Genomic DNA, 25,546 nt, shown 5'->3' on the forward strand with positions numbered 1-25,546 from the left:
GTCGACTAGACTTAAGCTGTATATGCGGCGAGATATTGTCATGTGTTCTTGGTTATTCAGAGGCTTACTACCTAGGCTGTCCGTGAAGGTACTGTCCTTTATTATGTTGTCCTCCCTTACACTGATCTCTGGGTCAGCGATAGCGGATCCCCCTGCCAACCAGTCTGATACTCAGATCCCTGTACTCGAAATCAACGGCGCCATAGGCCCAGCCTTGAGCGATTACCTTATACGCGAAATAGCTCGAGCCAACGAAGTGACTAAGCCCCCCCTCATCATGCTGGTCATGGATACTCCTGGTGGACTCAGTTCCAGCTTGAGGGACATCAACCAACGCATCCTGAATTCCACTATTCCCATCGCCTGCTTGGTTTACCCCAGCGGGGCTCGGGCCGCCAGTGCTGGCACCTATATTCTCTATGCTTGCCATATTGCCGCCATGGCACCTGCAACCACGCTTGGTGCGGCCACTCCAGTGAAGATCAGCATGACAGGGGATAAAGATGGTAAAGAAGATAAACCCAAGAGCGATGCAATGGAGCAGAAAGTGCTCAACGATGCGATTGCCTACATACGTGCCTTAGCACAACTGCGCGGTCGCAATGCCCAGTGGGCCGAGCTGGCAGTGAAAGAAGCGGCGACGCTAACGGCAGAGGAGGCGCTGGAAAAACAAGTGATCGACATGCTTGCCGCCAGCCCTCAGGAATTGCTTAAACACCTCGAGGGCTACAAGGTCAAGATAGGTGAACAGCAACTGCAACTGCACCTTGCCCAGACTCGGCTGGACTATCGTCAGCCGGATTGGCGCAATCGTTTCATCGGCACTATTACCAATCCCAATATTGCCTACATCTTAATGCTCATAGGGGTCTACGGTCTGTTACTGGAGTTTTACAGTCCAGGAATTGGGGTTGCCGGAATAGCGGGAGCCATCGCATTGTTGATTGCCCTCTATGCTTTCCAGATGTTGCCACTCAACTATGCTGGCCTAGGCCTGCTCCTGCTCGGCATTGGCCTGCTAGTTGTCGAATCACTACAGCCAAGCTTCGGGATCTTTGGTTTTGGCGGCATAGTCGCCTTTATTATCGGCTCAGTGTTCCTTATCGATACCGAGCAGCCGGAATTAAAACTCGATCCCTTGCTTATCGCGGGAGTAGCAACTGTGTCCGGCATCTTTGTCCTGGTTATCTTGGGTTACCTGTGGCGCGCCCAAGGCAACAGAATAGTCAGTGGTCAAGAAGCCATCATTGGTGCCTACGCCATAGTGGAGCATGATTTCGACGGCCATGGCTTTGTCGAACTCGCCGGAGAACGTTGGGCTGCCGTGAGTCAGCAGCCTTTGAAACAGGGTGAGTCTGTGGTGGTAGTCCAGATAGACGGACTGACACTCAGGGTTGCCGCCGAACAACCTAAGGAGACCTATGATGGATCCCATCTCTAACGCGGGCACTCTTCTCTTCGGAGCCTTGATTCTATTGACCTTGGTCCTGCTCATCAGCACCTTTCGCATCCTTAGGGAATACGAGCGAGGGGTGATATTCCTACTTGGACGTTTCTATAAGGTCAAGGGGCCTGGACTCATCATAGTCATCCCTTTTATTCAACAGATTGTCCGAGTCGATCTGCGAACTGTGGTGATGGATGTGCCGAGCCAGGATGTAATCAGCCGCGATAACGTGTCAGTCAAAGTCAACGCCGTGCTTTATTTCAGGGTTGTGGATGCCCAGAAAGCCATCATCAATGTTGAAGATTACCTGCAGGCCACCTCGCAGCTGGCGCAGACGACCTTGAGATCTGTGCTAGGGCAACATGAATTGGATGAGATGCTGGCCAATCGAGACATGCTCAATGCCGATATTCAGGGGATTTTGGATGCGAGGACAGATGGTTGGGGTATTAAAGTCTCAAATGTCGAGATCAAGCATGTCGATCTCAACGAGACCATGATCCGTGCCATTGCCCGCCAAGCGGAGGCCGAGAGGGTACGTCGGGCCAAGGTTATCCATGCCTCAGGGGAAATGGAGGCGGCGGAAAAACTGGTCGAGGCGGCGAGCAAGCTCGCCACTGAGCCCAACGCCATACTGCTGCGTTATTTGCAGACACTGACCGAAATTGCAGCGGAAAACAATTCCACCATACTCTTTCCTATGCCAATGGATCTCTTGGATGGTGTCATGAAAAATATCACCCCCAATAAGCGAAAGGAGACATAATTTGTCCAAATAGAGGCTTATTACCAACAGTGAAGAACCCGTTTTTACGGCGAATTAGCCATAGCCCCATTGTTAAACCTAGGCATTAGGGTGGCAAGATTCGCTAACGGGGAACACCCGAGAAACGTCATTTAGCACTGGTATGGGAGTGACTTCTACTCAACAATTTAATTCTCGAGAATTTTTTCGAGGTGGAAGCAGATAGTATCGAAATGCAATTGCGATAATTGCGATACCTGTTCCTCGCTCACATGGGCCAAAATCAGCCCGAGTCCATCTTCTATCCCCATCAAGAAATGGCATAAAGTCGTTAACACTTCATCTGACTGATGTGCGCCAAAGCGGCGAAATTGCCTTATGTGGAAATCAATCAGGAACCGGCGATGAAATTCATCTAGTGCAATGAATTCAGGCATAAGATCCCATAAACCCTGCAATGAGTTGTAATTTTTTTCGTAATTGCCATCCGCTCGACAGGCCTTATGGAGTTGAAAAAAATAACTGCGCCAATCTAAGGCCAAGTATTTTTCCGATTCATATTCGACACACAGTTCACGCAACGACAATAACCACTGATCGGCAATGTGATACAAGATCGATTCTTTATTGGGGAAAAACTCATAGAGAGATTTGACGTTAATATTAGCAAGCTGAGCAATAGCATTAGTGTTAACCGATTGATAACCCAGCTCTTGCACTAAGGTCTCAGTGCAGATTTTTATGTGTTCTATTAACGCTTGGGTGCGTTTTTGCTTAGGCTGCTTGCGTAATTGCAAATGCACTGGAACTGCTAATTCGATCAAGATAACCCCTCCAAGAAAAAACTACTTTATCATATTTTATTTGAAGATTTGACGTCACTTTTATGTATATAAAATCGAACAGAATTAAGCGTTAATGTTGAAAATGTAAAATATTAACAACAAATAGCTTGAAAAACATTCAAAACCTTGTAGGTTATTTCAGTAATTACTGAAAAAATGGAGAGGCGAGGATGAAAAAAATAACCAGTGTCATGGCTGTTACAATCTTAGGTTTACTGACGGCATGTGACGATGACACAGAGATCGCCGCTGATGATGTGTATCAGAATGGCTATATCTACACAGTTGATAGTCACCAGTCCGTTGCCGAAGCGGTGGCAATTAAAGAAGGTGAAATTATTTACGTTGGTAATACCCAAGGGGCGAAAAAGTTTATCGGGGAAAATACAAAAGTACACGATTTAGAAAGAAAAATGATGTTGCCCGGGCTACACGATGCACATATTCATCCCACAGGCATTGTCGATGTCGATGTATGTGATTTAGGCGTTGAGTCTATGGATCTCGATAAGCTGGTCGCCGCATTAACCGCCTGTCAGGTTAAATATCAATACGATGACAAAGAAACCATTTTTGCTCTCCAGTGGAACTCCTATGTCGGCAATGAACCGACAGCAAACTATTCAAGCCTAATTAAGGCGTTAGATACTATTTCAACGACTCAACCCGTTTACCTAGCGGGGCCAGACGGTCATTCAGCCGCGGCCAATTCCTTTGCCTTTGCCCAAGTGAAAGATGCCCAAGGAAAAGTAGTGGGCCTCAATAAAACCACACTCGCGAATGAATTTAACCAATTTAAACCCTTTGTCGGCGTTGATGCCGAAGGGAATCCCAATGGGAATCTGACCGAGTCTGCCGTTCACTTAGTCGGCGTGCCTAGTTTTCTCTATCCATTGCAGCAAAATCCGCAAGAGTTACCCAAAATCGCCCAAAAACTCAATAAATACGGCATCACTTCGGTGCAAGATGCCTGGGTTGGCGAGGCAGAGTTAGCCCTGTATAAGACGCTGGCTGACAGTGGCCAAATGAGCTTTAGATTAACGGCGGCTCAGGCCTACAGCACCGAAGGATATGTACATGATGGGAAGGTAGATTATTCGGCGTTAATCGCCAAGGCTGAAGCCACTCGGGATAGCTTAGGCAATTATCCCTATATGAAAGCGGATGCGGTCAAAATTATGATTGACGGCGTACAGGAAGGTAATCTAATTGAAGTGCCTCCTACACTGCCGACATCCGTGATGATAGACCACTTCAAACAACCGATAGTGAACCTATCGACGCTGGATGAAGGCCAAGTCACCCTCGATGGATATGTGGATTTACAAGGTCAGCTCTGCCAAATGGTTCGGGAACAATCCAGCAATTATGATGGGCAAGATGAAATCAATGCCTTTATGGACATCCATAATTACCATCCTTCCCAGTGCCTTATGAAGCAAGGTGATCTGCTCGCCGCCAACGGTGATACTCTAACCCTCAATCAGGAAGGTGTATCGGCGGTTGAATTTTTGAATAACTTTGTGACTAAGTTAGATACCGCAGGCTTTGTTGTGCATATGCATGCCGTTGGCGATGGAGCGGTAAGATCGGCCATTGATGCCATTGAAATTGCCAAAAAGAGCAATAAAAATAGTTCGCTACCCCACACCATTGCCCATATGCAAGTGGTTCATCCTGATGATCAACAGCGCCTAGGTGAACTTGGGATCTACCTAGCCTTTACTTATGGTTGGGCGATTCCCGATTATTTCTATGATCTCAGTGTGATCCCCTTCGTGGAGGAACTGCCCAATCTTGAACCTGAAACCCTATACAAGGAGGATAATTACTATATTCAGGCAACCTATCCGACAAAAACGGCCAAAAATGCCGGGGCGGTATTGATCGCAGGCAGTGATGCCCCTGTGGATACCAGAGAACCCGTACCTTTTTCACACATAGCCACAGGCATGACCCGTAATAATCTGGTTGGGGAGGATGTTTTTGCCTTAAATGCCAATCAAACATTAAGCGTCCATGAGTTGATTGCGGCCTATACCATCAATGGTGCCAAGGCTATGCGTCAGGATGATATCGTCGGTTCAATAGAAGTGGGCAAGCGAGCCGATTTAATTATCCTCGACCGCAACATTGTCGAATTGGCTGAAAGCGACGATCCAACTCAGGTTTACAATGTGTCAGAGACCCAAGTATTAACCACTATTTTTGATGGCAAGCCAGTGTACCAAGCTCCCACAGCGCAGTAGCGGTATAGCTGACAGCGACGGCTCATAAAACACAGCTGCGACTTACCCGTTGCAGCTGGAAATAGACCGATAAATATAGTGGATAAACATAGGCTCAATAAACATAAGAGACTAGGTTAATCACAGATCATGGTGCGGCCATAGTCACTCAAAACAAGGGCGGATTACTCCGCCCATTTGCCCATAGTGCATCTATCGTTGCTACCAAAATCCCGCACTGTAGCGACATTCTCATAGCCCAGTTCGATAAGCTTTGCCCTGAGTTTGACCGCCTGTTCAAAACCGTGTTCGAGCAGGATATAACCGTTAGGTTTTAAATAATCCCGGGCGGTTTTGGCGATATAGTAGAGATCGGCAAAGCCTTCCTCGGCGGCGGTTAATGCACTCTGTGGCTCGAAGCGTACATCGCCTTGGTGCAAATGCTCATCCGCTTCATCGATATAGGGCGGGTTTGAGACGATTAAGTCAAAATCCCGCGACTTTACTGCACTAAACCAATCGCTCTGGAGGATTTCAACCTGCGGCAACTTTAAGTTTTCGCGGTTGGCGATCGCCAGCGCCACGGCATCATCAACTTTATCGACCGCGGTGATTTCCCATGACTCACGTTCAGACGCCAGTGCCAAGGCAATAGCGCCAGTGCCTGTGCCTAAATCGAGCACTTTGGCATAGGTCGATAGGGGGAGATTTAGCGCGGTTTCAACCAAGATTTCCGTGTCTGGCCGCGGGATCAAGGTCGTGTCATTCACGATAAAGGGCAGTGACCAAAACTCTCGCTCCCCGACAATATGTGCAACTGGTACGCCTTTTTGGCGTTTTTGCACCATTTGTACGAAGCGTTTCCACTGCTCAACCGTCAAGGCTTTTTCCGGCCAAGTATATAAATATGCGCGGCTTTTATTGAGGCTATACAGGAGTAAAACCTCTGCATCCAAATGGGCGGATTCAGAGGTTGGCGCTAACTGCACATAAGCCCATTGTAGGGCTTCGGCGATGCTAGATTGTTGTGACAAAATTACCCCTGCTCGTCAGCCAGTGCGGCCAACAGATCGGCCTGATGCTCTTGCATCAAGGGAGCAAGAATCGCGTCTAAGTCCCCTTCCATCACTTCATTTAAGCGATACAAAGTTAAGTTGATACGATGTTCACTCACCCGGCCTTGGGGAAAGTTGTAGGTGCGCACGCGCTCGGAGCGATCACCGCTGGCGACAAGGCTACGGCGGGTCGATTCTTCGGCGCTACGGCGTTTTTCGTCTTCAACCGCTTGAATACGGGCGGCCAAAACGCTCATGGCCTGGGCGCGGTTCTTATGTTGCGAGCGTTGATCTTGGCATTCCACCACAATCCCAGTCGGAATATGGGTAATACGAATCGCCGAGTCAGTTTTGTTTACGTGCTGACCACCGGCGCCCGATGAACGGAAGGTATCGACCTTCAGATCCGCAGGGTTAATAGAAATCGCTTCTGCCTCAGGTACTTCATGCATCACAACCACAGTCACCGCCGAGGTATGCACGCGGCCTTGGGATTCGGTTTCTGGCACACGTTGTACCCGGTGACCACCGGATTCGAATTTAAGCTTTCCGTAGGCACCTTCACCGCTGACTTTAACGATGATTTCTTTAAAGCCGCCGTGTTCGCCTTCGTTGCTGCTCATGATTTCTAACTGCCAACGATTCGCTTCGGCATAACGGCTATACATGCGGAACAAATCGCCCGCAAAAATCGCCGCTTCATCGCCACCCGCACCGGCGCGGATTTCGATAAAGGCGTTAGTATCATCGTTGGGATCCTTTGGCAGCAGCAGGATCTGCAGCTCAGCTTCGAGTCGCTCAAGCTGTGCTTTTGCGGCCTTCATTTCTTCTTGGGCCATCTCGCGCATTTCGGCGTCATCTTCTTCCAACATTTCCTTTGCGGAGTCGAGATCGGCCTGTGCTTGCTGATAGGCTTTAAAGCCTGCAACCACTTCTTCTAGCTGAGAATATTCTTTGGATAATGCGCGAAACCTGTCTTGATCTGCGATAACCGACGCATCACCAAGCAAAGCCAATACTTCTTCATTGCGCTCGAGCAAGCCTTCCAGCTTGCGGATAACGGATTCCTTCATTTAACTCGCTAACCTTAGTTTTTATCTAATCCAAGCGCTGTTCTTAACTGACCTAGTGTATTCAAATCCCCCTGACGGCTCGCCGCCGTGAGGGCTTGGGTGGGTGCGTGGATAAGTTTGTTGGTCAGGCGATTGGCTAGTTCAATCAATACCTGCTCAGTGTCGCCCCCCTGGGCTAATTTATTCAGGGCGCGTTCCACTAACTCATCTTTTATCGCCATGCTCTGATTGCGATACTCACGAATACTGTCGACCGACTCTAAAGAACGCACCCAATCCATAAACAGGTAAGATTGTTCTTCAGTAATTAATTCAGCTTGCTCGGCGGCTTCTTTTCGAGAAGCCATATTCTGTTCAATAATGCTATGCAGGTCGTCCACTGTATACAGAAACGCGTCATCCAAATCGGCGACTTCCGGTTCAATATCCCGGGGAACTGCTATATCAACCAATAACATAGGTTGATGGCGACGCTGCTTTAGCGCTTTTTCGACCATGCCTTTACCTAGGATAGGCAAGGGGCTGGCGGTAGAGGATATCACGATATCGGCTTTAGGGAGAAAATCTGGTATCTGTTCCAAGGTAATTGCGGTCGCACCAAATTCTTCACACATCCCCTGGGCGCGTTCTAGAGTACGGTTTGCCACCACCATGGAGAGCACACCATTGTCTTTTAAATGCTTGGCCACCAGTTCGATGGTTTCACCGGCGCCAATCAACAATACCTTAGTGGTCGACAGTGATGAGAAGATATGCTTCGCCATGCTCACGGCAGCAAAGGCCACCGACACGGCGGCGGCGCCGATTTCCGTTTCGGTGCGCACTTTTTTAGCCACCGAAAAAGTATTCTGGAATAAGCGGTCTATGGTTAAGGCAACTGTGCCAGCTTCTTTGGCTTTAGCGAAGGCTTGCTTCACCTGCCCCAGAATTTGCGGCTCACCTAAAATTAATGAGTCGAGCCCAGAGGCGACTCGCATCAAATGCTTGACCGCAGTTTGACCGTGGTAATTGTAGAGACAAGGCGCCACATCTTTATGATCTAGGCCGTGATATTGTTCAAGCCACTCGATGATATCGGCCTCATCGCCATTGTTGCAATACAACTCAGTGCGATTACAGGTCGAGACAATAACGGCTTCACCCGAGCGTGTACGACTGGCCAGACTCTTCATGGCATCATGAATTTTGTCCGGAGAGAAGGCAACTTTCTCACGCAGGTCTACCGTGGCTGTTTTATGGTTAATACCGATTGCTACAAGGCTCATCTGACTCTTTCTAGATTCTTGGCGTCTATCTTAATAAGGGCATTCTACTGAATTGGCCCAACTAAAAACAGAATACGCTTAACAAAACCGAATAAAGGTCTAACTTCTTACCTAAATTTTCTATCAATCTAGCTAAGTAAGGATTGTCTTTGCGAGGCAAACCTAAGTGACCACCGATGGAAATTTTACGAATGGCATTGGTATTCTTTCCAAGCCCTCGTATCATAAGGACTTTGGTATATCAGTCATAGATGAATAATTTGAAGCGCCTCACAAAATCCATTTTCTCTTATATCGCCTTGAGTGCCTTACTCTTTTTAGCTGGTTGTCAAACAAGGCCCCCCTTGGACGACTTAAGCCCCATCACAGTCAATAATGTCAAGCAAGCGAGCGCCTGGGAGCTTCAGGGCAAACTCGCCATTAAAACCCCCGATGACAAGCTCAGCGCCAACCTTTATTGGCGCCATACTGAAACCCGCGACAAGTTAACCCTCACGACCATGCTAGGCACCACAGTGTTAACCCTAGAGGCAACTCCAGACGCGGCCCATTTGCATATTGATGGCAAAGATTTTAAGGACGATAACGCCCAGCGTCTACTCGAGCGGGTCAGTGGTTGGTCACTACCTCTCGACGATTTACCTTTATGGATAACGGGCCAAATTGGCCCGCATGATCAGCTCATCGAACGCGATAACCAAGGCAAACCTAAACTGCTGACCAATACCCAAACCCCACCAGCTTGGCAGGTCGCATTTTTACGTTGGCAATCCCAAAGTGGGACGACTGTCCCCCATCAACTCAAGCTTGAACGCGGTGATTTACAACTGAAACTACAACTGAATCAATGGCAGGCACTCGGAAAACCCGCAGTGATGATAGGAGAAAAACCTTAGCATGTCAGACGCCATTTCCCGTCACTGGCCCGCGCCAGCCAAGCTTAATTTATTTTTACACATCACTGGCCGCCGTAGCGACGGCTACCATGAATTGCAGACCTTGTTTCAATTTATCGATTGCTGCGACATGTTGGATTTCAAGGTGACCGATAGCCGTGAACTGATTTTGCACTCCAATATGTCGGCTGTTGTCGCAGATAGCGATAACTTAATTCTGCGAGCCGCAAAATCACTGCAACAAGTGACAGGCTTTAAGGGCGGAGCAGAGATCTGGCTCGATAAGCGTCTACCTATGGGGGGTGGTTTAGGGGGCGGTTCCTCCGATGCGGCGACCACCTTAGTGGCCTTAAACAAACTGTGGAACACCCAATTATCGACCGAAGATTTAGCGAAAATTGGACTGAAACTTGGTGCCGATATTCCTGTTTTTATTCATGGTTTCGCCGCTTTTGCCGAAGGCGTAGGTGAACGCTTACAAGCGGTAAATCCGAGTGAGCCTTGGTATTTAGTCATCGCACCCGACGCCCACGTTTCTACCGCCGCCGTCTTCCAAGATCCCCAGTTGCCGCGTAATACCCCCAAGCTTGCCATCGACACTTTGCTAGGCCAACCCTGGGCAAATGATTGTCAAAAACTGGTCGTATCTAAATACCCTCAAGTTGCCAAGGCCTTAGGCTGGCTGCTAGAATATGCGCCGTCGAGAATGACCGGAACAGGCGCATGCGTGTTTGGGGAATTTACACAACAGCAACAAGCTCTCGCAGCCTTGGCGAAATTACCGTCTGATATGCAAGGATTTGTTGCAAAAGGGATGAATATTTCGCCGCTCATCACGCGACTCAATCATCCATAAACTACATTCTTCTAGGGTAGCTCATATACGATAGCGCCTCGGGTCCTCCCGTCCCTATATCGTCGTTGCCCTAGCCACTAAAATATAAAGCAAACGCCTGAGGTTCATACAGTGCCCGACATCAAGCTCTTTGCTGGGAACGCCACCCCCAGTCTCGCTAAGAAGATAGCCGATCGTCTATTTTGCAAACTCGGAGACGCAGTGGTTGGTCGTTTCAGCGATGGTGAAATCAGTGTCCAAATTAACGAAAATGTACGTGGAGCCGATGTGTTCATCATCCAATCCACCTGTGCGCCGACCAACGACAATCTGATGGAACTCATCGTGATGGTTGATGCTCTGCGCCGTGCATCTGCGGGTCGTATCACCGCAGTGATCCCTTACTTTGGTTATGCACGTCAAGACCGTCGCGTTCGTAGCGCCCGTGTACCTATTACCGCCAAAGTGGTTGCCGATTTCCTGTCAAGCGTCGGTGTTGACCGCGTTCTGACCTGTGACCTGCATGCTGAGCAAATCCAAGGTTTCTTCGATGTTCCTGTGGATAACGTATTCGGTAGCCCAGTGCTACTGGAAGATATGTTAGCCAAGAAACTCGATAACCCTGTGGTCGTTTCACCGGATATCGGTGGTGTTGTTCGCGCTCGCGCAGTAGCAAAATTATTAGATGATTCCGATCTGGCCATTATCGATAAACGTCGCCCACAGGCGAACGTTGCCCAAGTTATGCATATTATCGGTGATGTTCAAGGCCGTGACTGCATTATCGTTGACGATATGATCGACACAGGCGGCACTCTGTGTAAAGCGGCTGAAGCCCTAAAAGAACATGGTGCAAACCGCGTATTCGCCTACGCGACTCACCCAGTGTTCTCTGGCAAAGCGGCTGAAAATATCGAAAACTCAGTGATCGATGAAGTTATAGTCACCGACACTGTGCCTTTAAGCCCAGAAATGCTGAAAGTAACTAAAGTGACTCAGTTAACTATGTCTGCGGTACTGGCTGAAGCGATTCGCCGTGTCAGCAACGAAGAGTCTATCTCTGCGATGTTTAGCCACTAATTAGCTTAGCTTGCAGTGGTAAAAAAACGCACTCGATTGAGTGCGTTTTTTATTTGTGCCAAAGGCGGCTTAGATTTTAAAAACTTAGGTTTTAAGAGCTTAGATTTTAAAGACTTAAATTTTAAAATTACTGACAGCACGATGCAGATACTCGGCCTGGGCCTTAAGCTCATCCGATGCCGATGCGTTGGCGTCCGCCGCTTGGGACGATTCCTGGGCAATATCCCGAATCACCACCACATTCTTATTCACCTCGGCAGCCACCATACTCTGCTCCTCAATGGCGGCGGCGATCTGCGTACTCATATCCATAATATTACGCACATCGGTATTGATAAGCTTAAGTAATGCGCCCGCGGCGGCGGCCTGTTCGGCACTCTCTGATCCTTGCTTTTGACTCGCATCCATCAATTGCACGATAGAACGGGTACGACTCTGGAGTGTTTGAATAATATTGGCAATCTCTTGGGTTGACGATTGAGTGCGCATCGCTAAGTTACGCACTTCGTCGGCCACCACGGCAAAACCACGACCCTGTTCACCGGCACGCGCCGCTTCAATCGCCGCATTAAGTGCCAGGAGATTAGTTTGCTCGGCAATGCCACGGATCACATCGAGCACGCTACCGATAGTCTCACTGTCGCGCTCGAGTTCATCTACCACAGACGCACTATCATTAATTTGCTGCGCCAATTGCTCAATTTTCTGAATGGTCTGCATAACCTCAGTTTGCCCCATTTGCGCATTGTCATGGGTTTTGCCCGCCTTGAGGGCGGCAAGCTCAGTGGTCTTGGCAATTTCATCGATCGTCGCGCCCATTTCAGTAATCGCCGTTGCCACCATATCGGTTTCATTGAGCTGCTGCGTTACCCCTTGGGATGCTTGGAGTGCATTTTCTGAGACACGTTTACAGGAGGTATTAATCGTGGCGACCGACTCGATCACTTGTTCGATAAGCTGCTGAAAACTACCGACCATACTATTGAAGTGCTGTGCAATTTCCCCCAGTTCATCCTGAGTAGAGGCATCGCATCTTAGGGTGAGATCTTTGCTGACTTCGATGCGAGAAATGATCTGCGTGATACGTTCGACAGGGGTGATAATACTGCGAATAATAAAATAGGTTATGACGCTAAGCAGCACGGCTATCAGTATAAATACCATAATGCCGATATTGACACTGTCACTCTCAGCCCCATCAATGGCTTCAAGCGCAAGGGTATGCAGCTCATTGGCACTCGATTCGGTTAACCCATTGGCCGCGATCAATTGCGCCATAGTGCCCTCTTTTTCGCTGAGTCCGAGCTGCTGCTCCTTGCTCACTAAACTTTTGAAGTCCTTTTGATATTGGTTTATCAAGGTGGCTATTTTCGCTTGGGTACCGCTATCGAGGCTCGATGCCTGCAAACTGCGATTAAACACCGCAATATTGGCATCGAAGGTGTCGACATAACTTAGCTCTCGGCGCAGCATAAAATCCTTTTCATTACGCCTTAATTGCAGCATTGCGACTTCTAAGGATAATTGGTCGAACTCCTTCAACAGTGATTCGACATTATGCACTGCGGTTCTGAGGGTGCCATAGAGCCCAGTTTTAGGGGTTAACCCTATTTCTTGCTGCAATTTCACAACCTCATTAAAAGCAGATTGGTACTGGTTTAAATTACGGTCAAAGCTTTCGAGCGAACCAGTAGCGACGGCATATTTGTTAAATGTTTGCTCTAATACCGGAATGATTTTATCGATTTGGGAATGTACTTCCTTATGCTTTTCAACATACTGTAAATCTTTGCGGGCGAAGAAATCCTTCTCATTTTTACGCAGCATCAAAACATTGCGCTCTAACTCGAGCACACTTTGGGCTGCATGGGAGAGTTCCGAATTAACAGAATTGGAATGGAGCTGCAGCCCAAACATTCCAATCAATGCGGTGATGGATACAGCAGCACTGAGTAACAACTTAGAGCGGATTAACATAGAAAGTCCCTAATAAATATAACGTCTCTTAAAAAGATAGCTGGGAGTTAGGCCTTTAACAGCAAAAGTTTTCCAGTACATTAAATGTTCATATTTGATGCAAAATAAATATTTTTTAAAATGATCCAAACCTTTTGGCCTTGCCATAGCGTCAAAACTACAACAAATAACCATAACGACAGGAAAGTACAGTGACGGCAGGGATACTCCCACTCAATAGCACAGCGTCGGACTTTGATCTTGTTACCTTAGCAGGACAAGGAAATCGCTCAGCATTTAAGCAACTGTACTTAAACCATCACCAACGTATTTATGCGCTCTCTTTGCGCCTTTGTGGCCAGCCGGCCCAGGCTGAAGAAATCACCCAGGAGTGTTTTATTCTTGTGTGGCAAAAGTTGCCTCAGTTTCGAGGAGATAGCCAGTTTTCAACTTGGTTGCACAGTATTTGTGTAAATCAGGCTCTAAGCAGTATTCGCAAGCAAAAATCCTTTTGGGCGCGTTTTATACCGCTGGAAAACGACAATGAGTTCCCTGGCACAGATGAAGACTATCAAGGGTTAGATAAATTGATCCTTAGGCTGCCAGAACGGGCTCGTATCGTGTTCGTCCTTTGTGCCATAGAAGGCTATCAACACGAGGAAATTGCCGAGTTACTCGGCATTGCCGTCGGCACCAGTAAGACGCAATACCACAGAGCCAAGCAATTACTACAGGAGATGCTGTAATGACGTTAACGCCGCGTTCCCGTGAAGAACAACTCGAGCAATTGGTAGCAAAGGCGCCTAGAGACTTAGCCCCAGAACGAGACCTTTGGTCGGCGATCGAAAAGCGTATGGATAAGCCATTGAGCCCTAAAGCTGATGTCCCTAAACTCGGCCGCCCACTGTGGCCGCAGTGGGCGATGGCGGCAACGATATTATTGGCGGTATTTTTCGGCTACCAATACCAAGGGATAACACCCACAGCACAGAACACGGCGCAGCAGTCGCCAAAGGACAGCGATAAGGCTTTGCAAACCCTATTGACGCAAATTGCCACTATGCACCAAGGACAAGTCGATGCACTCGAACACACCCCCAATGCGCTTATATGGCAGACCCGTCATTTAAGTGCCCCGCTAGAACAAGGATTAGAAGAGCTTAGGCGCGCAGGTGAGCAGATTTACCAAGCATTACAAGCCAATCCAACCGATAAACAACTATGGCAGCTCTGGCTTTGGGTGCAACAGCGTGAACTCGAACTGCTACAGCAAGGCCAAAAACTTCCCATCAAAAACTCAACACAAGGAAACACCCTATGAGCAACATGAACCTGACCAAGACCAGTCTATTAGTGTCAACTTTCTACCTCGGTTTAATGGGCAGTGCGTTTGCCGCCGAGAGTGTGGACAAACAATTGAGTATTAGCAGTGGGACTCAACTGCAAATCAAGATCCAACGTGGTGAAGTACAGATCCAAAGTTGGGATAAAAATGAGGTGAGCGTGACCGGCACCCTCGATGAGCTGAGCGAAGGTTTTATCTTCGAGCAAAAAGGCAATAGCCTGAATATCGAGGATAAAATGCCAAACCATTACAACGGTAGCGATAATAACGGCTCAAAACTAACGATTAAGGTCCCCAAAACAGTCAAACTCAGTGCCGACACTATCTCGGCAAATCTGCAGATAACCCAGACGCAAGGTGAACTGGATTTAAATACCGTCAGTGGCAATATCAGCGCCGATGATCTTAGCGGTAATCCATCGCTGCATTCTGTATCCGGGGATATCACCACCAAAGGATTAGCTGGCAAAATCCTGTTAGACACTGTATCCGGTGAAATTAACGACACTGAAAGTAAAGGTGAAATCAAGTACCGCCTCGTGAGTGGCGATCTTAACAGCCAAACGCTAGCTGAGAAGGTTAAAGTCGAACAAGTGTCGGGGGAAGTGGCCGCCAACTTTAGTGCCGCAAAAGATATCACACTCAGAACCGTGAGCGGCGACAGCCAAGTATCACTGGCAAAAACCTTCGATAGAGCGAATCTCGAAAGTGTCAGTGGCGATATCACGGTCACCTTCGCGGCCATGCCTGATGCCAGTTTTGATTTAAACGGTGGCCCAGGTGGCAAAATTAACAATGGCCTAAGCCAAGATGTACCACAAAAGCAAAAATACGTATCAAATGAATCCCTCAGCTTCCAAACGGGCACAGGCAGTGCGGATGTCAGAATGAATACCGTCAGCGGTAACCTGAGCCTAAAGCAAGGTTAATCAAGGCCTAGAAACAAAAATGCCGCCCAAACTTGGGCGGCATTTTTTATGGATGGCGTCAGATTGAAGCGATCTCTTCGGCGGTTAAGTAACGCCACTCACCTAGGGCTAAATCCGGGTCTAACTCGATTTGCCCAATACTCTCACGGTGTAAGCCAACGACATGGTTTCCCACCGCGGCGAACATGCGCTTCACTTGGTGATATTTGCCTTCGGTGATGGTTAAGCGTACACATTGCGGTTCAATGATCTCAAGCACCGCAGGTTTGGTCAGCCCCTCTTCATTTCTAAGCTCGACACCGGCAGCAAAAACCTCAATTAAGCTCGCATCGACGGGTTCGGCTAATTGCACTAAATAGCGCTTACCGCAGTCTTTTTTCGGAGAAGTGATCCGGTGCGACCACTGGCCATCACTGGTGATCAGCACTAACCCTGTAGTATCGGCATCTAAACGGCCAGCAATATGCAGTGTTTCAGGTTTTGCCAAATCCAACAGACTCAAGACAGAGGGATAGGTTTCATCTATGGTTGAGCAAATAGTATCGACGGGCTTATTCAGCATCAAATAGCGCTCGCCCACTAAGGTAATAGGCTCGCCTTCGAGGCAAATCTGCATGCCCTCGGTCACCTTAAAACCCGAGTCTTTGACAACAATGCCATCACAGGTAATGTCGCCACGGTGTAGGGCTTTTTTCGCTAATGAGCGAGTCAGTGAGGTACTTTCACAGATAAATTTGTCTAAACGCACGTTATTACTCAACTTGATAAATGAAAACTGCCGTATTATGGGGCCGAGCATAACAAAGGGCAAAGAATTGCTGCAGAACGCGAGATGTGTTCCTATTTAGCCCTTAGGCATTGACAGCAACTTCGAGTCATCCACTCGATGCCGAGCTACGCTGTTCAGGGTTAGAAACCGCCAAAACCATTAAGGTCGGTAAACGGGTATGGGTTGGTGGTGGCGCTATCATAATGCCAGGTGTCACTATTGGTGATGACGCCATCATAGGTGCAGGAGCCCTAGTCACAAAAAATGTAGCAACCAAAACCGTGGTCGCAGGTAATCCAGCAAAGCCCATTAGGCAACTCATTTAAGCTCATTAATAAAATGATAAAACTAAGTGCTCGCTTACCTGAAAAGGCTCGCATACGGTAACTTTGGCACTGAAGAGGTGAATACGACAACTGGTAACCTTTAGTTACATATGACTGCAGATAAATCCGCGATTAAAACTGCAATCACCTTGTTTAGCTTCCCATTAAAGCATTAACATACATTTCATTGCACCTGGAGCAATCCCAGTTTTTGCCAATCAAAAGCCCCAATTATGGGCACTATAATAAACTCGAAGGAAACGACATGAGAAAAGTACTCATTGGGGGACTATGTGCCTCACTTATTGCAGGACTGGCTGCCTGTAATGACAAACCCGCCGAAGTGAAAACGTCTGCCGCTGAAATCAGTAAAACCGCGACTGCTGCCGCTGTCTCTAAAGCCTTAGGCTCGGGTATCGAATTTGCAAACTTTGATAAATCCATTCGTCCACAGGACGATTTTTATGAATATGTCAACGGAGCTTGGTTGAAGAAGGCCGAGATCCCAGCCGATCGCACTAGTATTGGCGCTTTCTATGACTTACGTGAAAAATCCCGTGACGATGTGAAAGCCATTATTGAAGAAGTGGCGGCAACCCCTAATCTTGCCGAAGGCACGGACGAGCAGAAAGTGGCCGATTTATATCGCTCATTTATGGACACTGCCACACTCAACAAACTGGGCGTGACCCCAATTCAAGGCGAATTGGATGCCATTAATGCCCTAAAAGACAAAAATGAGTTAGTAAAATATTTCGCCCACAGCCAAATCGCTGGCGCGGGGACTCCGATGGCATTTTATATCGATATCGATGCCAAGAATTCGAGCCGCTATGCCACCCACCTATGGCAATACGGTTTAAGCCTGCCGGAAAAAGACTACTACTTTAACGAGTCAGAGCGCTTCGTTAATATTCGTAAGGCTTATGTCGCCCACATCGAAAAAATGTTTACCCTAGCTGGCCTTGCTAATCCTAAGGCTAGCGCAGAAGCCATCCTAGCCCTAGAAACCGCCATTGCCGCTAAGCACTGGGATGTCGTAGAAACCCGCGACAGCACTAAGACATACAACCTATACCAAGTAAAAGATCTGCCGACCTTAGCGCCGGATATCGATTGGGCTGGTTACTTAGCAGTTTTAGGTGCCGATAAGCAAACCGATATTATCGTTAATCAACCTAGCTATATCCAAGGTCTGAACGAAATCCTCAAGACAACGGATCTCGCTACCTGGAAGACCTACATGCAGTGGCAGGTACTGACCCACGCCGCCAGCAACTTAAGCGAAGAACTCGATAACGAAAACTTTGCCTTCTTCGCTAAAACCTTAAACGGCCAAGAAGAACAAGAGCCTCGCTGGAAACGCGGTGTAGCCGCTGTCAACGCTGTTTTAGGCGAAGTCGTCGGCAAAGTATATGTGAAGCGTCATTTCACGCCTGAAGCCAAAGACCGCATGCAAGCACTGGTTGAAAATCTGCGTGGCGCCTACGGCGACAGTATCAAAGATTTAACGTGGATGAGCGACAGCACTAAAGTGGCTGCGGCGGATAAGTTAGCCAAATTTAACCCTAAAATTGGTTACCCCAACAAATGGGAAGATTACAGCAAGCTAACCATCAAAGCCGATGACTTGATCGGTAACGCTATGCGTGCCAGTGAAGTTGAGCATGCTAAGTCTCTGGCTAAGCTAGGTGCGCCAATCGATAAAGATGAATGGCATATGACACCACAAACGGTCAACGCTTACTACAACCCAACCATGAACGAAATCGTGTTCCCTGCCGCTATTCTGCAGCCACCTTTCTTTAACATGGAAGCGGATGATGCGGTGAACTACGGTGGTATTGGCGCCGTGATCGGCCATGAGATGGGCCATGGTTTCGACGACCAAGGTGCCAAGTTCGATGGCGAAGGCAATATGCGTGACTGGTGGACATCGCAGGACTTAAAAGAGTTTTCTGCCCGCGGCCAAGCACTTATTGCCCAGTACGACGGTTACTATGTGTTTGATGACTTGCACGTTAATGGTGGTTTGACCTTAGGTGAGAACATCGGTGACTTATCGGGTGTGACTATCGCTTACCGCGCATACAAGAAGTCTCTGAACGGTAAAGAAGCACCAGTCATCGACGGTTTGACTGGCGATCAACGTTTCTTCATCGGCTTCACCCAAATTTGGCGCGCCAAGGCCAAGGAAGAAGCACTGCGTAACCGCGTAGCGACCGATCCACACTCACCTGCGGAATTCCGCGCCTTAGGTGCGTTATCTAACATGCCAGAGTTTTACACTACCTATGATGTAAAACCCGGTGATGCTATGTATATCGCCCCAGAAAAACGCGTAAAAATTTGGTAAGCCAAATTAAGTCATCGCTCTGCCACCTTGGCTGAGCCACAAAATGGCGCGACCTGTAATGGGTGGCGCCATTTTTATTGGCTCGGCCGAAAGAGATAAGCAGAAGATGAATAAAGCTTCATCATCGATTCAGCTCTAATTAAGCCATAGCAGCCTAAGGTGGTCACTGTGATGTGTATCACTTCAATAGGGAAGTAGGCCGTTATGAATAAGTTATTTCGTACCTTTTTTATTTTTCTACTCTTATTATCGACCCGCGCCGCAGTTGCCAATCCCCTCGATATCAATGATGCTGAAGCTGAACGTGGCAGTTATAGCGCAAGACAGGCACAAAGCCATGATCTGCACGGACTTTACGCGCTAAATACTCAAACCTTCGATACCCCACGCCAATCCTCAAGCTGTTTAGACAACTTATATTCAAGTGCCCAACTGGCTCAATATGAGCTGGGAAGTTTACTGCAGCGGATCGCTGCGCGCTCACAGGTGCAAGTGATTCTGCCAGAAGTAAAAAGTTATCAACGCGCCGCCGAGAAGGTCGCCAGCAAATTTAATGGTGATGCCAGCCAAATTACCGACCTCGCCCGCGCCAGTATTGTGGCCGACAGCATTTCGGAGTTGATGCAAGCCTATTACGCCTTAAGTGAGCAAACGCAGGTAGTGAAACAAAAAAACCGTTTCGCCGAGCCAAAAGCCTCGGGCTATCGCGATCTCAACTTGCTGCTACGTTTGCCTGAAAGCGGCATGATTGCCGAAGTGCAACTACACCTTAAGGAGATTGCCGAAATCAAAAGCGGCCCAGAACATAAAGTCTACGAACAAGTACAGCAAATTGAAGCCAATGCCCTTAAACAGCAACGTCATTTAAGTGAATTTGAAACCGCGCAAATAACTAAACTGCGCCAAGAGTCCCATAAGCTTTACCATAAAGCGTGGCTTAACTATAAACGCGTCGCAGACGGAACCCTGCTTAACAGCTCAGTTGCTTAACGCATCCTCTCTTCCACTTTTGCGCTGGTTTTCTGTAAAGATACCAGCGTTTTTTTTACTTAATTGGCAAACATTCCCGCCGAGCGATATAGATCAATACCATTAACACTTAGGCCAAACACGGCTCATACCAGTTAGGTACACAAAACCCGTCCCTCGCATCCAACCTCGTTTCCCTATATAATCCCGCGCCATAAGGCGACCCTTAAGGAAATCCTATGCACGATATTATTGAGCAGCTCCAAGAACGCAGCGAAACTGTGCCTGTGCCACTCGAGTTACCCACATTCGAGCAGTTAGTGGAGGTGGAGGAACAAATACTGATCCCACTGCCGCGGGAGTTAAAGGAATATCTGCTTTATGCCAGCAATGTGATTTATGGTGCCATCGAACCCGTCACAGTGGCCGATCCCTATTCCCACACCTATTTACCCGAAGTGACCTGCTATGCTTGGTCAATTGGTATGCCGAGGGACATGATTGCCATCTGTCAGCTAGGCGATGACTTTTACTGCATCGACCAGGATGGCCAAGTGCATTTTTGGAAGAATGGCGACTTTGCCGATATCTATTGGGAATCCTTCTGGGAGTGGGTCGAAGATATTTGGTTAAAAATTAAATACTAAATTTATTTATATCGAACTTGAGAACCGCATTATGTCTAAAAATATTGGCTTGAATGCCATCGAAATGAGCTACCTACGCCAATCACTTAGCCTTAGTGTGGCACAGGTGGGCCAACTCACCCATCACAGTGAAACTGAAGTATTGTCTTGGGAAAACGGCGAGTCACCCGTGCCAGAGCTTGCACAGAAGAAGCTATTAGAAATTGACGACATTATCGAGATGCAAGTGCTCAATACCACAGACGGTATCGAAGCCCTGTTTAAGAAAGAGCCTAAGCGTCATCTGGCCTTTGTGGTTTATCCAACCCAAGCCGTTTACACCCAATATAATCCTGAATTTTTAAGCTCACTGCCACTGACAGAGCTGTACAACACCGCAGCATGGCGCATTAAGAAAGAATGTAAGCTAGTGCTCGAAGTGGACGTCAGCCTAGTTGCCTTAAATGTGGAAGCCTACAAAGCTTACCGTGAACAAAACGGCTTGAGCGAAAGCCGTGAAAGCCGCGCTAAATGGGCAGCGACTCAGTTATAAATTAGATTTAGTTCAATCAAAAGGGCAGAAGTGTTACTTCTGCCCTTTTGATTTTTTACTCCCCAAAGGCAGTTTAGGTTTGCGATGCCGCGACAACGGCATCCATTTTGGCTAATGCCGATTGACGAGAAGGACGAGCAGCAATTCTATCCCGGTAAGCCGCAAGTTTAGGCGGGATCTGTTGCTCGAATAAGGTGCCCCAAAGCAATGTATGAGCAAGCAAAATATCGGCAACGGAAAGTGTGTCCCCCAGTAAAAAATCGGTATCGGGCAACATAGCTTCGGCCAAGGTCGCCGCCTTATTAAATTCCCATACCGCGCAGGGCATAATCTGCGGATGACGCTGCGCCTCAGGCAAGGCAAATTTATGCTTACCTAAGGTCCACAGTGGCTGCTCAAGCTCAGTGATGATAAAACTCACCCATTGATGATGCAGACCGGACGCCACACTTCCCGCAGGGGGTAATAACTGGCCAAATTTTTCCGCCAGATACAGGCAAATGGCCGCCGACTCTGACAATACTAACTCACCATCCGTTAACACTGGCACCTTAGCACAGGGATTCAGCGCTAAGAAGGCGGCGCTATGGTGCTCGCCCTTGTTCATATCCACAAACGAAAAGGCCCACTCGGCGCCTAACTCTTCTAACACCCAAGCAACCCGTAATGCACGGCTGCGGGGCATGCCATATAAAGTGATCATATTAACGTCCTTTTAGTCATTGTTGATAGTGGTCAACCCGAAGATACACTGAGTTCACACGAGTGCAAATCTTCCCATAAAAAACGGCGCACTAGGCGCCGTTGTGATCTCGCTACACTCTTAGGTAACACAGCATAGTGTCAGCTAAGTTAGCCTTAGATTAGAAGTTCATCGTCAGTTTAGTGTAGATATAACGTCCCATTGGGTTGTGTACAGAAATCACATAACCATAGAGGTCGGTATCGCCGTCACCAATCGCAAACGGTGGCTCTTCATCAAATACGTTATTCACGCCTAATGTCAGCTTAAACATATCATTGAAACGGTAACTACCTGACATATCAACTAGGATTTGCGCATCAATCGTACGTGATGTGTTGCTTTCAAAGTCAAGCACGCCATCAAAGTTAATATCGGGTGTATCTTCAAATTCGCCGATATAGCTTAAATTTACGTTGGCAGCAAAGTTATCCATCATCCAATTACTGGTCAGTAACCAACGGTGTTGAGGGAACTTGTACTCGCCAGTGTAATCCAGCCCATCTTTCTCGAAATTATGTAAGTAGCTGTATTCTAATCCAAACTTCAAATCACCAAAGTTATCAAGCTCAAGACCATAATGGGTCGAAACATCCATACCCTGCACATCCTGTGAGCTTAAATTAATAAAGCTGGAGTGGATAATACTGATTGGACCTAAGGTTTGACCCGCTTGTGGCGTTAAACGCTCACACACAGTGCTGGTTTGGTCATTACAGTTCGCAGTATAGATATCGCCCAATGGCTGCTTATCAATCTTATGATCTTGAGTGATACTGAAGATATCAAAACCTATATCGAACTGCTGGCTAGGAGCCCAGATCATACCGACGTTCCAAGTCTCTGACTCTTCAGCATCTAAATCCGGGTTACCTTGGAACTCAGTGTTGTAATCCAATGCTTCACAATCAACACCATCGGCAGCGCAGCGGTAAGTGTCGATAAAGAAACTACTTTCACGTGAAGGGCCTAAACCGATTTGCGCCAATGATGGAGCACGGAATCCCGTAGACCAAGAACCACGGGTGGTGAGTTCGTCGGTAATACCCCATTGAAAAGCAACCTTAGGGTTTGTGGTTGAACCAAAATCACTGTAGTGATCATATCGGCCCGCGAGTTGTAATTCGAAGCTATCGGTAACCGGAATAGAAAACTCCACATAACCCGCATACTGATCGCGAGATGCAGCGGCAGATACGGCTTCGGTACCGAAAATCAGCCCGCGTTGGAATTGCTCATCGGGCACATCACTCACGCTTTCTTCACGGTATTCCACCCCAGCCGCCATCATAATATCGCGATCGGCCAGAGTGAAAGCTTGGCCTGTGATATTTGCCGCATAGGAGGTCATGGTGGATAAACCTTGACGCACTAGGCTAGTAGTAATGGCATCAATCACTTCCTGGGAATTCATAGTGCCACCGAATGGATTGTAACGACCCGCATCGATTTCCGCCTGAAGATAATCGGTTCTCACCCAACCTTGGCTACGATCGCCCGTTTGGGTCGATTCGCTGCGTCCTCGTTGTACTGTGGCCTCCCAATCCCATTCTTTTACTGTGCCACGTAAACCAGCCACTATGCGTAGGGTATCGGATTCAATATCCCAACGACGCGCACCCGCATCCACGGTACGGAAGCGACCGATTTCAATATCTTTGCCCCAAGGGTTATTCGGATGAGTACCAGGAACCGTTAAGCCTGCATCCTCATCGAGCGGTGTTGGTGCACCACCCGCAATTGAAGTGTTGTGCTGCGCAGCCAGTTCGAGGAAAGCGGTTAAATCATCATTAAAGTGATATTCAAATTGACCAATAGCGCCGATACGTTCCGCTGCAGGCGCAACCAGATTGTACGGACCGTATTCAAATAGGCAACTGCCGCTTGCGGTTGCACTATCAGCAGGACAAGCAGGATCTATGGTTTTCACGCCATCGACATAAAAATAACCAGGAAAACCGCGTGAAGAACGGAAATCTTCACCACCGTAAGGTGATTGATTTGCAACGCCAAAACGCCCTAAGTCCGTCGCTGAAAGCGTATCATTTTTAAAATAATCGAGAATAACCGAGGCGCTGCCCTTATCTGCCTTTATGCCCCAGACTAAATTAGCCGTGGTTTCATCATAACCCGTGCCAGAGGTCTCACCGTAGCCGACGTTAACCTCAATACCTTCAATGTCTTTTTTCAGAACAATGTTAACCACACCCGCAATCGCATCGGAACCATAAATCGCCGAAGCACCGTCCTTAAGAATATCGATGCGTTCAATGGCGGAAACGGGAATATTGTTGATATCGACGAAGGAATTAGTAATACCTTCGGCAAAAGCGCTCGCCGCCACACGGCGGCCGTTAATGAGCACCAGTGTTGCATCAGGGCCTAAGCCACGTAAGCTGATCGATGCGCCACCGTTAGCGGTCGAATCTTGGCTATTACCACGGGTCGAGAACGCACCGGCACCGTTGGCTGGCATACGTTCAAGCAATTGCTGTAGGTTATCAAAACCCATATTGGCAATATCATCTTTACTGATCGATTGAATGGGAGAGGGTCCTTCGATATCGGTACGCTTAATCCGCGAACCCGTCACTTCAATACGTTCAACTTTTTCTGCACCATTGTCGGCCGCATGGGCAACGGTTGGGGCAAATGCCATGGCAATCGCAATTGCACACGCACTGGGTAGAATTTGAGGTCTTTTCATATACATTCCCTAGTATCATTGTTTTTATTAAAATTACAGCAACTTAATTAAAACCTAAATTTAACAAACACCAAGGTAATGACTTACCAACCAAAGTCAATGGGGGACTGAAAAAAGTTAAACTTTTGTTACATATTAAAACAATGTATTTTCCTAGTGAGATATTCCAAGATAGCGATGCGTGCATGCTGGACTGAAGAGATACCTATGGAAGACAAGATCATTTATGAAGCGGAATTTGAGGCCAATTTAGGCTGGTATTGGCTACTCTCTGGGGCGGCCTATTTCAGCCTAAGCATTATAGGTATTCCTTTGTTATTACTATGGTTTCCAATCGGACTATGGGGAACGCGTCGTTATATTAGTAATATGAGCGCTCGCTTAACGAACAATAAGCTTATTGTATGCAGGGGAATATTAACCCGCACCGAAAATACGGTTCCCTTAGATAAAATTACCGATATGGCACTGATCCAAGGCCCCATAATGCGACTTATGGGCCTGCATAAGCTAACCGTTGAGACGGCGGGCCAATCGGGAGCGGGAGCCTTGATTAGCTTAGTTGGTGTCGTCGATGCGCCGAAGTTTAGAACCTTAGTGCTAGCGCAAAAAGAATGCCTTACCCAACCCTCGTCGCCAATGAACCCATCGGCGCTACCCGATAATGCATTATTACAAAACGTGGTCGAGATGGCAGCAAGTCTAAAACGAATTGAAGCCTTACTCAGCCAAAAATTAAACGGATAATTTGAATAAAATAACTTTTAATTCAATCACTTTATCTTTAATGTTGAATCAC

Annotated in this window: 22 protein-coding genes and 1 pseudogene; 15 read left to right on the forward strand and 8 right to left on the reverse strand. The window is 47.7% G+C overall.

The features are described from left to right. The first annotated feature begins 103 nt into the window (after positions 1 to 103). Together COW15_RS05520 and COW15_RS05525 are read left to right on the forward strand one after the other, a co-directional pair. Positions 104 to 1,441, forward strand: a complete 1,338-nt coding sequence (locus COW15_RS05520; RefSeq protein WP_293630766.1) for a nodulation protein NfeD — start codon at positions 104 to 106, stop codon at positions 1,439 to 1,441. Then, positions 1,425 to 2,213, forward strand: a complete 789-nt coding sequence (locus COW15_RS05525) for a slipin family protein (RefSeq protein ID WP_293630897.1) — start codon at positions 1,425 to 1,427, stop codon at positions 2,211 to 2,213. The genes COW15_RS05520 and COW15_RS05525 overlap by 17 nt, the downstream gene beginning before the upstream one ends. A 167-nt stretch (positions 2,214 to 2,380) precedes the next feature. Here the strand turns inward: COW15_RS05525 and COW15_RS05530 are convergent, their stop codons facing one another. Continuing rightward, entirely contained in the window at positions 2,381 to 3,016 is a 636-nt protein-coding gene (locus COW15_RS05530; protein WP_293630767.1) for a TetR/AcrR family transcriptional regulator, read from the reverse strand. A 191-nt stretch (positions 3,017 to 3,207) separates the two neighbouring features. On the opposite strand from COW15_RS05530, the gene COW15_RS05535 reads away from it, so the two are divergent. After that, positions 3,208 to 5,286, forward strand: coding sequence for an amidohydrolase family protein (locus COW15_RS05535; RefSeq protein WP_293630768.1), 2,079 nt, complete (start codon positions 3,208 to 3,210; stop codon positions 5,284 to 5,286). A 164-nt stretch (positions 5,287 to 5,450) separates the two neighbouring features. On the opposite strand, the gene prmC is transcribed toward COW15_RS05535, so the two are convergent. The 3 genes from prmC to hemA are packed head-to-tail and all read right to left on the reverse strand — an operon-like array spanning position 5,451 to position 8,658. After that, positions 5,451 to 6,299 carry a peptide chain release factor N(5)-glutamine methyltransferase gene (prmC, locus tag COW15_RS05540; protein ID WP_198780977.1) on the reverse strand — a complete coding sequence of 283 codons (849 nt, stop codon included), beginning with the start codon at positions 6,297 to 6,299 and terminating at the stop codon, positions 5,451 to 5,453. A gap of 2 nt (positions 6,300 to 6,301) precedes the next feature. Further along, on the reverse strand, positions 6,302 to 7,393 hold the full coding sequence (prfA, locus tag COW15_RS05545; protein ID WP_293630772.1) for a peptide chain release factor 1: 1,092 nt from the start codon (positions 7,391 to 7,393) through the stop codon (positions 6,302 to 6,304). A gap of 14 nt (positions 7,394 to 7,407) precedes the next feature. Further along, the gene (gene hemA, locus COW15_RS05550; RefSeq protein WP_293630774.1) at positions 7,408 to 8,658 is read right to left on the reverse strand and encodes a glutamyl-tRNA reductase; all 1,251 of its coding nucleotides are present in this window, start codon (positions 8,656 to 8,658) and stop codon (positions 7,408 to 7,410) included. Between the two features lie 251 nt (positions 8,659 to 8,909). On the opposite strand from hemA, the gene lolB reads away from it, so the two are divergent. From lolB to COW15_RS05565, 3 genes are all read left to right on the forward strand, one after another. Then, positions 8,910 to 9,554: a lipoprotein insertase outer membrane protein LolB gene (gene lolB / locus COW15_RS05555; RefSeq protein ID WP_293630776.1), complete on the forward strand. Its 645-nt coding sequence runs from the start codon at positions 8,910 to 8,912 to the stop codon at positions 9,552 to 9,554. A gap of 1 nt (position 9,555) precedes the next feature. Next, the gene (gene ispE / locus COW15_RS05560) at positions 9,556 to 10,410 is read left to right on the forward strand and encodes a 4-(cytidine 5'-diphospho)-2-C-methyl-D-erythritol kinase (protein WP_293630778.1); all 855 of its coding nucleotides are present in this window, start codon (positions 9,556 to 9,558) and stop codon (positions 10,408 to 10,410) included. Positions 10,411 to 10,521: 111 nt separating this feature from the next. Further along, complete coding sequence (locus COW15_RS05565) at positions 10,522 to 11,469, forward strand: ribose-phosphate pyrophosphokinase (protein WP_293630780.1); 948 nt, start codon at positions 10,522 to 10,524, stop codon at positions 11,467 to 11,469. 114 nt (positions 11,470 to 11,583) lie between these two features. Here COW15_RS05565 and COW15_RS05570 read toward each other — a convergent pair whose 3' ends face one another. Then, on the reverse strand, positions 11,584 to 13,446 hold the full coding sequence (locus COW15_RS05570; protein WP_293630782.1) for a methyl-accepting chemotaxis protein: 1,863 nt from the start codon (positions 13,444 to 13,446) through the stop codon (positions 11,584 to 11,586). Positions 13,447 to 13,637: 191 nt separating this feature from the next. Between COW15_RS05570 and COW15_RS05575 the strand changes: the two genes are divergently transcribed. From COW15_RS05575 to COW15_RS05585, 3 genes are read left to right on the forward strand one after another with little or no spacing between them, the layout of a single operon-like run. Next, the gene (locus COW15_RS05575; RefSeq protein WP_293630783.1) at positions 13,638 to 14,171 is read left to right on the forward strand and encodes an RNA polymerase sigma factor; all 534 of its coding nucleotides are present in this window, start codon (positions 13,638 to 13,640) and stop codon (positions 14,169 to 14,171) included. Then, positions 14,171 to 14,746 carry an anti-sigma factor gene (locus COW15_RS05580; protein ID WP_293630784.1) on the forward strand — a complete coding sequence of 192 codons (576 nt, stop codon included), beginning with the start codon at positions 14,171 to 14,173 and terminating at the stop codon, positions 14,744 to 14,746. Before COW15_RS05575 ends, COW15_RS05580 begins: the two co-directional genes overlap by 1 nt. Then, positions 14,743 to 15,699, forward strand: coding sequence for a DUF4097 family beta strand repeat-containing protein (locus COW15_RS05585; protein WP_293630785.1), 957 nt, complete (start codon positions 14,743 to 14,745; stop codon positions 15,697 to 15,699). Before COW15_RS05580 ends, COW15_RS05585 begins: the two co-directional genes overlap by 4 nt. Positions 15,700 to 15,757: 58 nt before the next feature. On the opposite strand, the gene rsuA is transcribed toward COW15_RS05585, so the two are convergent. Then, positions 15,758 to 16,498 carry a 16S rRNA pseudouridine(516) synthase RsuA gene (gene rsuA / locus COW15_RS05590; protein ID WP_293630899.1) on the reverse strand — a complete coding sequence of 247 codons (741 nt, stop codon included), beginning with the start codon at positions 16,496 to 16,498 and terminating at the stop codon, positions 15,758 to 15,760. Positions 16,499 to 16,566: 68 nt separating this feature from the next. Between rsuA and COW15_RS05595 the strand changes: the two are divergent. The 5 genes and pseudogenes from COW15_RS05595 to COW15_RS05615 all read left to right on the forward strand — a co-directional run. After that, positions 16,567 to 16,794: pseudogene (locus tag COW15_RS05595) on the forward strand (DapH/DapD/GlmU-related protein); the annotation flags it as partial. A 265-nt stretch (positions 16,795 to 17,059) separates the two neighbouring features. Then, positions 17,060 to 19,150, forward strand: a complete 2,091-nt coding sequence (locus tag COW15_RS05600) for a M13-type metalloendopeptidase (protein ID WP_293630787.1) — start codon at positions 17,060 to 17,062, stop codon at positions 19,148 to 19,150. Positions 19,151 to 19,354: 204 nt separating this feature from the next. Next, entirely contained in the window at positions 19,355 to 20,140 is a 786-nt protein-coding gene (locus tag COW15_RS05605; RefSeq protein WP_293630788.1) for a RelA/SpoT domain-containing protein, read from the forward strand. Positions 20,141 to 20,358: 218 nt separating this feature from the next. Continuing rightward, positions 20,359 to 20,766, forward strand: a complete 408-nt coding sequence (locus COW15_RS05610; protein ID WP_293630790.1) for an SMI1/KNR4 family protein — start codon at positions 20,359 to 20,361, stop codon at positions 20,764 to 20,766. Positions 20,767 to 20,797: 31 nt separating this feature from the next. Continuing rightward, on the forward strand, positions 20,798 to 21,298 hold the full coding sequence (locus COW15_RS05615; RefSeq protein WP_293630792.1) for a DUF4447 family protein: 501 nt from the start codon (positions 20,798 to 20,800) through the stop codon (positions 21,296 to 21,298). Between the two features lie 73 nt (positions 21,299 to 21,371). On the opposite strand, the gene COW15_RS05620 is transcribed toward COW15_RS05615, so the two are convergent. Beyond that, a complete protein-coding gene (locus COW15_RS05620; RefSeq protein WP_293630794.1) occupies positions 21,372 to 22,001 on the reverse strand; it encodes a glutathione S-transferase family protein in 630 nt (209 codons plus the stop codon). 160 nt (positions 22,002 to 22,161) lie between these two features. Beyond that, entirely contained in the window at positions 22,162 to 24,747 is a 2,586-nt protein-coding gene (locus tag COW15_RS05625) for a TonB-dependent receptor (RefSeq protein WP_293630796.1), read from the reverse strand. Between the two features lie 207 nt (positions 24,748 to 24,954). On the opposite strand from COW15_RS05625, the gene COW15_RS05630 reads away from it, so the two are divergent. Continuing rightward, on the forward strand, positions 24,955 to 25,494 hold the full coding sequence (locus COW15_RS05630; RefSeq protein WP_293630798.1) for a PH domain-containing protein: 540 nt from the start codon (positions 24,955 to 24,957) through the stop codon (positions 25,492 to 25,494). The last annotated feature ends 52 nt before the right edge of the window (positions 25,495 to 25,546 follow it).

Origin of the sequence: Shewanella sp. CG12_big_fil_rev_8_21_14_0_65_47_15, assembly GCF_002783505.1 — a bacterium.
Classification (GTDB): domain Bacteria; phylum Pseudomonadota; class Gammaproteobacteria; order Enterobacterales; family Shewanellaceae; genus Shewanella.

Coding starts and splice junctions, on each gene's coding strand:
- COW15_RS05520 (WP_293630766.1), top strand. CDS start 104: ATGTTGTCCTCCCTTACACTGATCTCTGGGTCAGCGATAGCGGATCCC.
- COW15_RS05525 (WP_293630897.1), top strand. CDS start 1,425: ATGGATCCCATCTCTAACGCGGGCACTCTTCTCTTCGGAGCCTTGATT.
- COW15_RS05535 (WP_293630768.1), top strand. CDS start 3,208: ATGAAAAAAATAACCAGTGTCATGGCTGTTACAATCTTAGGTTTACTG.
- prfA (WP_293630772.1), bottom strand. CDS start 7,393: ATGAAGGAATCCGTTATCCGCAAGCTGGAAGGCTTGCTCGAGCGCAAT.
- hemA (WP_293630774.1), bottom strand. CDS start 8,658: ATGAGCCTTGTAGCAATCGGTATTAACCATAAAACAGCCACGGTAGAC.
- lolB (WP_293630776.1), top strand. CDS start 8,910: ATGAATAATTTGAAGCGCCTCACAAAATCCATTTTCTCTTATATCGCC.
- ispE (WP_293630778.1), top strand. CDS start 9,556: ATGTCAGACGCCATTTCCCGTCACTGGCCCGCGCCAGCCAAGCTTAAT.
- COW15_RS05570 (WP_293630782.1), bottom strand. CDS start 13,446: ATGTTAATCCGCTCTAAGTTGTTACTCAGTGCTGCTGTATCCATCACC.
- COW15_RS05580 (WP_293630784.1), top strand. CDS start 14,171: ATGACGTTAACGCCGCGTTCCCGTGAAGAACAACTCGAGCAATTGGTA.
- COW15_RS05585 (WP_293630785.1), top strand. CDS start 14,743: ATGAGCAACATGAACCTGACCAAGACCAGTCTATTAGTGTCAACTTTC.
- rsuA (WP_293630899.1), bottom strand. CDS start 16,498: ATGCTCGGCCCCATAATACGGCAGTTTTCATTTATCAAGTTGAGTAAT.
- COW15_RS05600 (WP_293630787.1), top strand. CDS start 17,060: ATGAGAAAAGTACTCATTGGGGGACTATGTGCCTCACTTATTGCAGGA.
- COW15_RS05605 (WP_293630788.1), top strand. CDS start 19,355: ATGAATAAGTTATTTCGTACCTTTTTTATTTTTCTACTCTTATTATCG.
- COW15_RS05610 (WP_293630790.1), top strand. CDS start 20,359: ATGCACGATATTATTGAGCAGCTCCAAGAACGCAGCGAAACTGTGCCT.
- COW15_RS05615 (WP_293630792.1), top strand. CDS start 20,798: ATGTCTAAAAATATTGGCTTGAATGCCATCGAAATGAGCTACCTACGC.
- COW15_RS05620 (WP_293630794.1), bottom strand. CDS start 22,001: ATGATCACTTTATATGGCATGCCCCGCAGCCGTGCATTACGGGTTGCT.
- COW15_RS05625 (WP_293630796.1), bottom strand. CDS start 24,747: ATGAAAAGACCTCAAATTCTACCCAGTGCGTGTGCAATTGCGATTGCC.
- COW15_RS05630 (WP_293630798.1), top strand. CDS start 24,955: ATGGAAGACAAGATCATTTATGAAGCGGAATTTGAGGCCAATTTAGGC.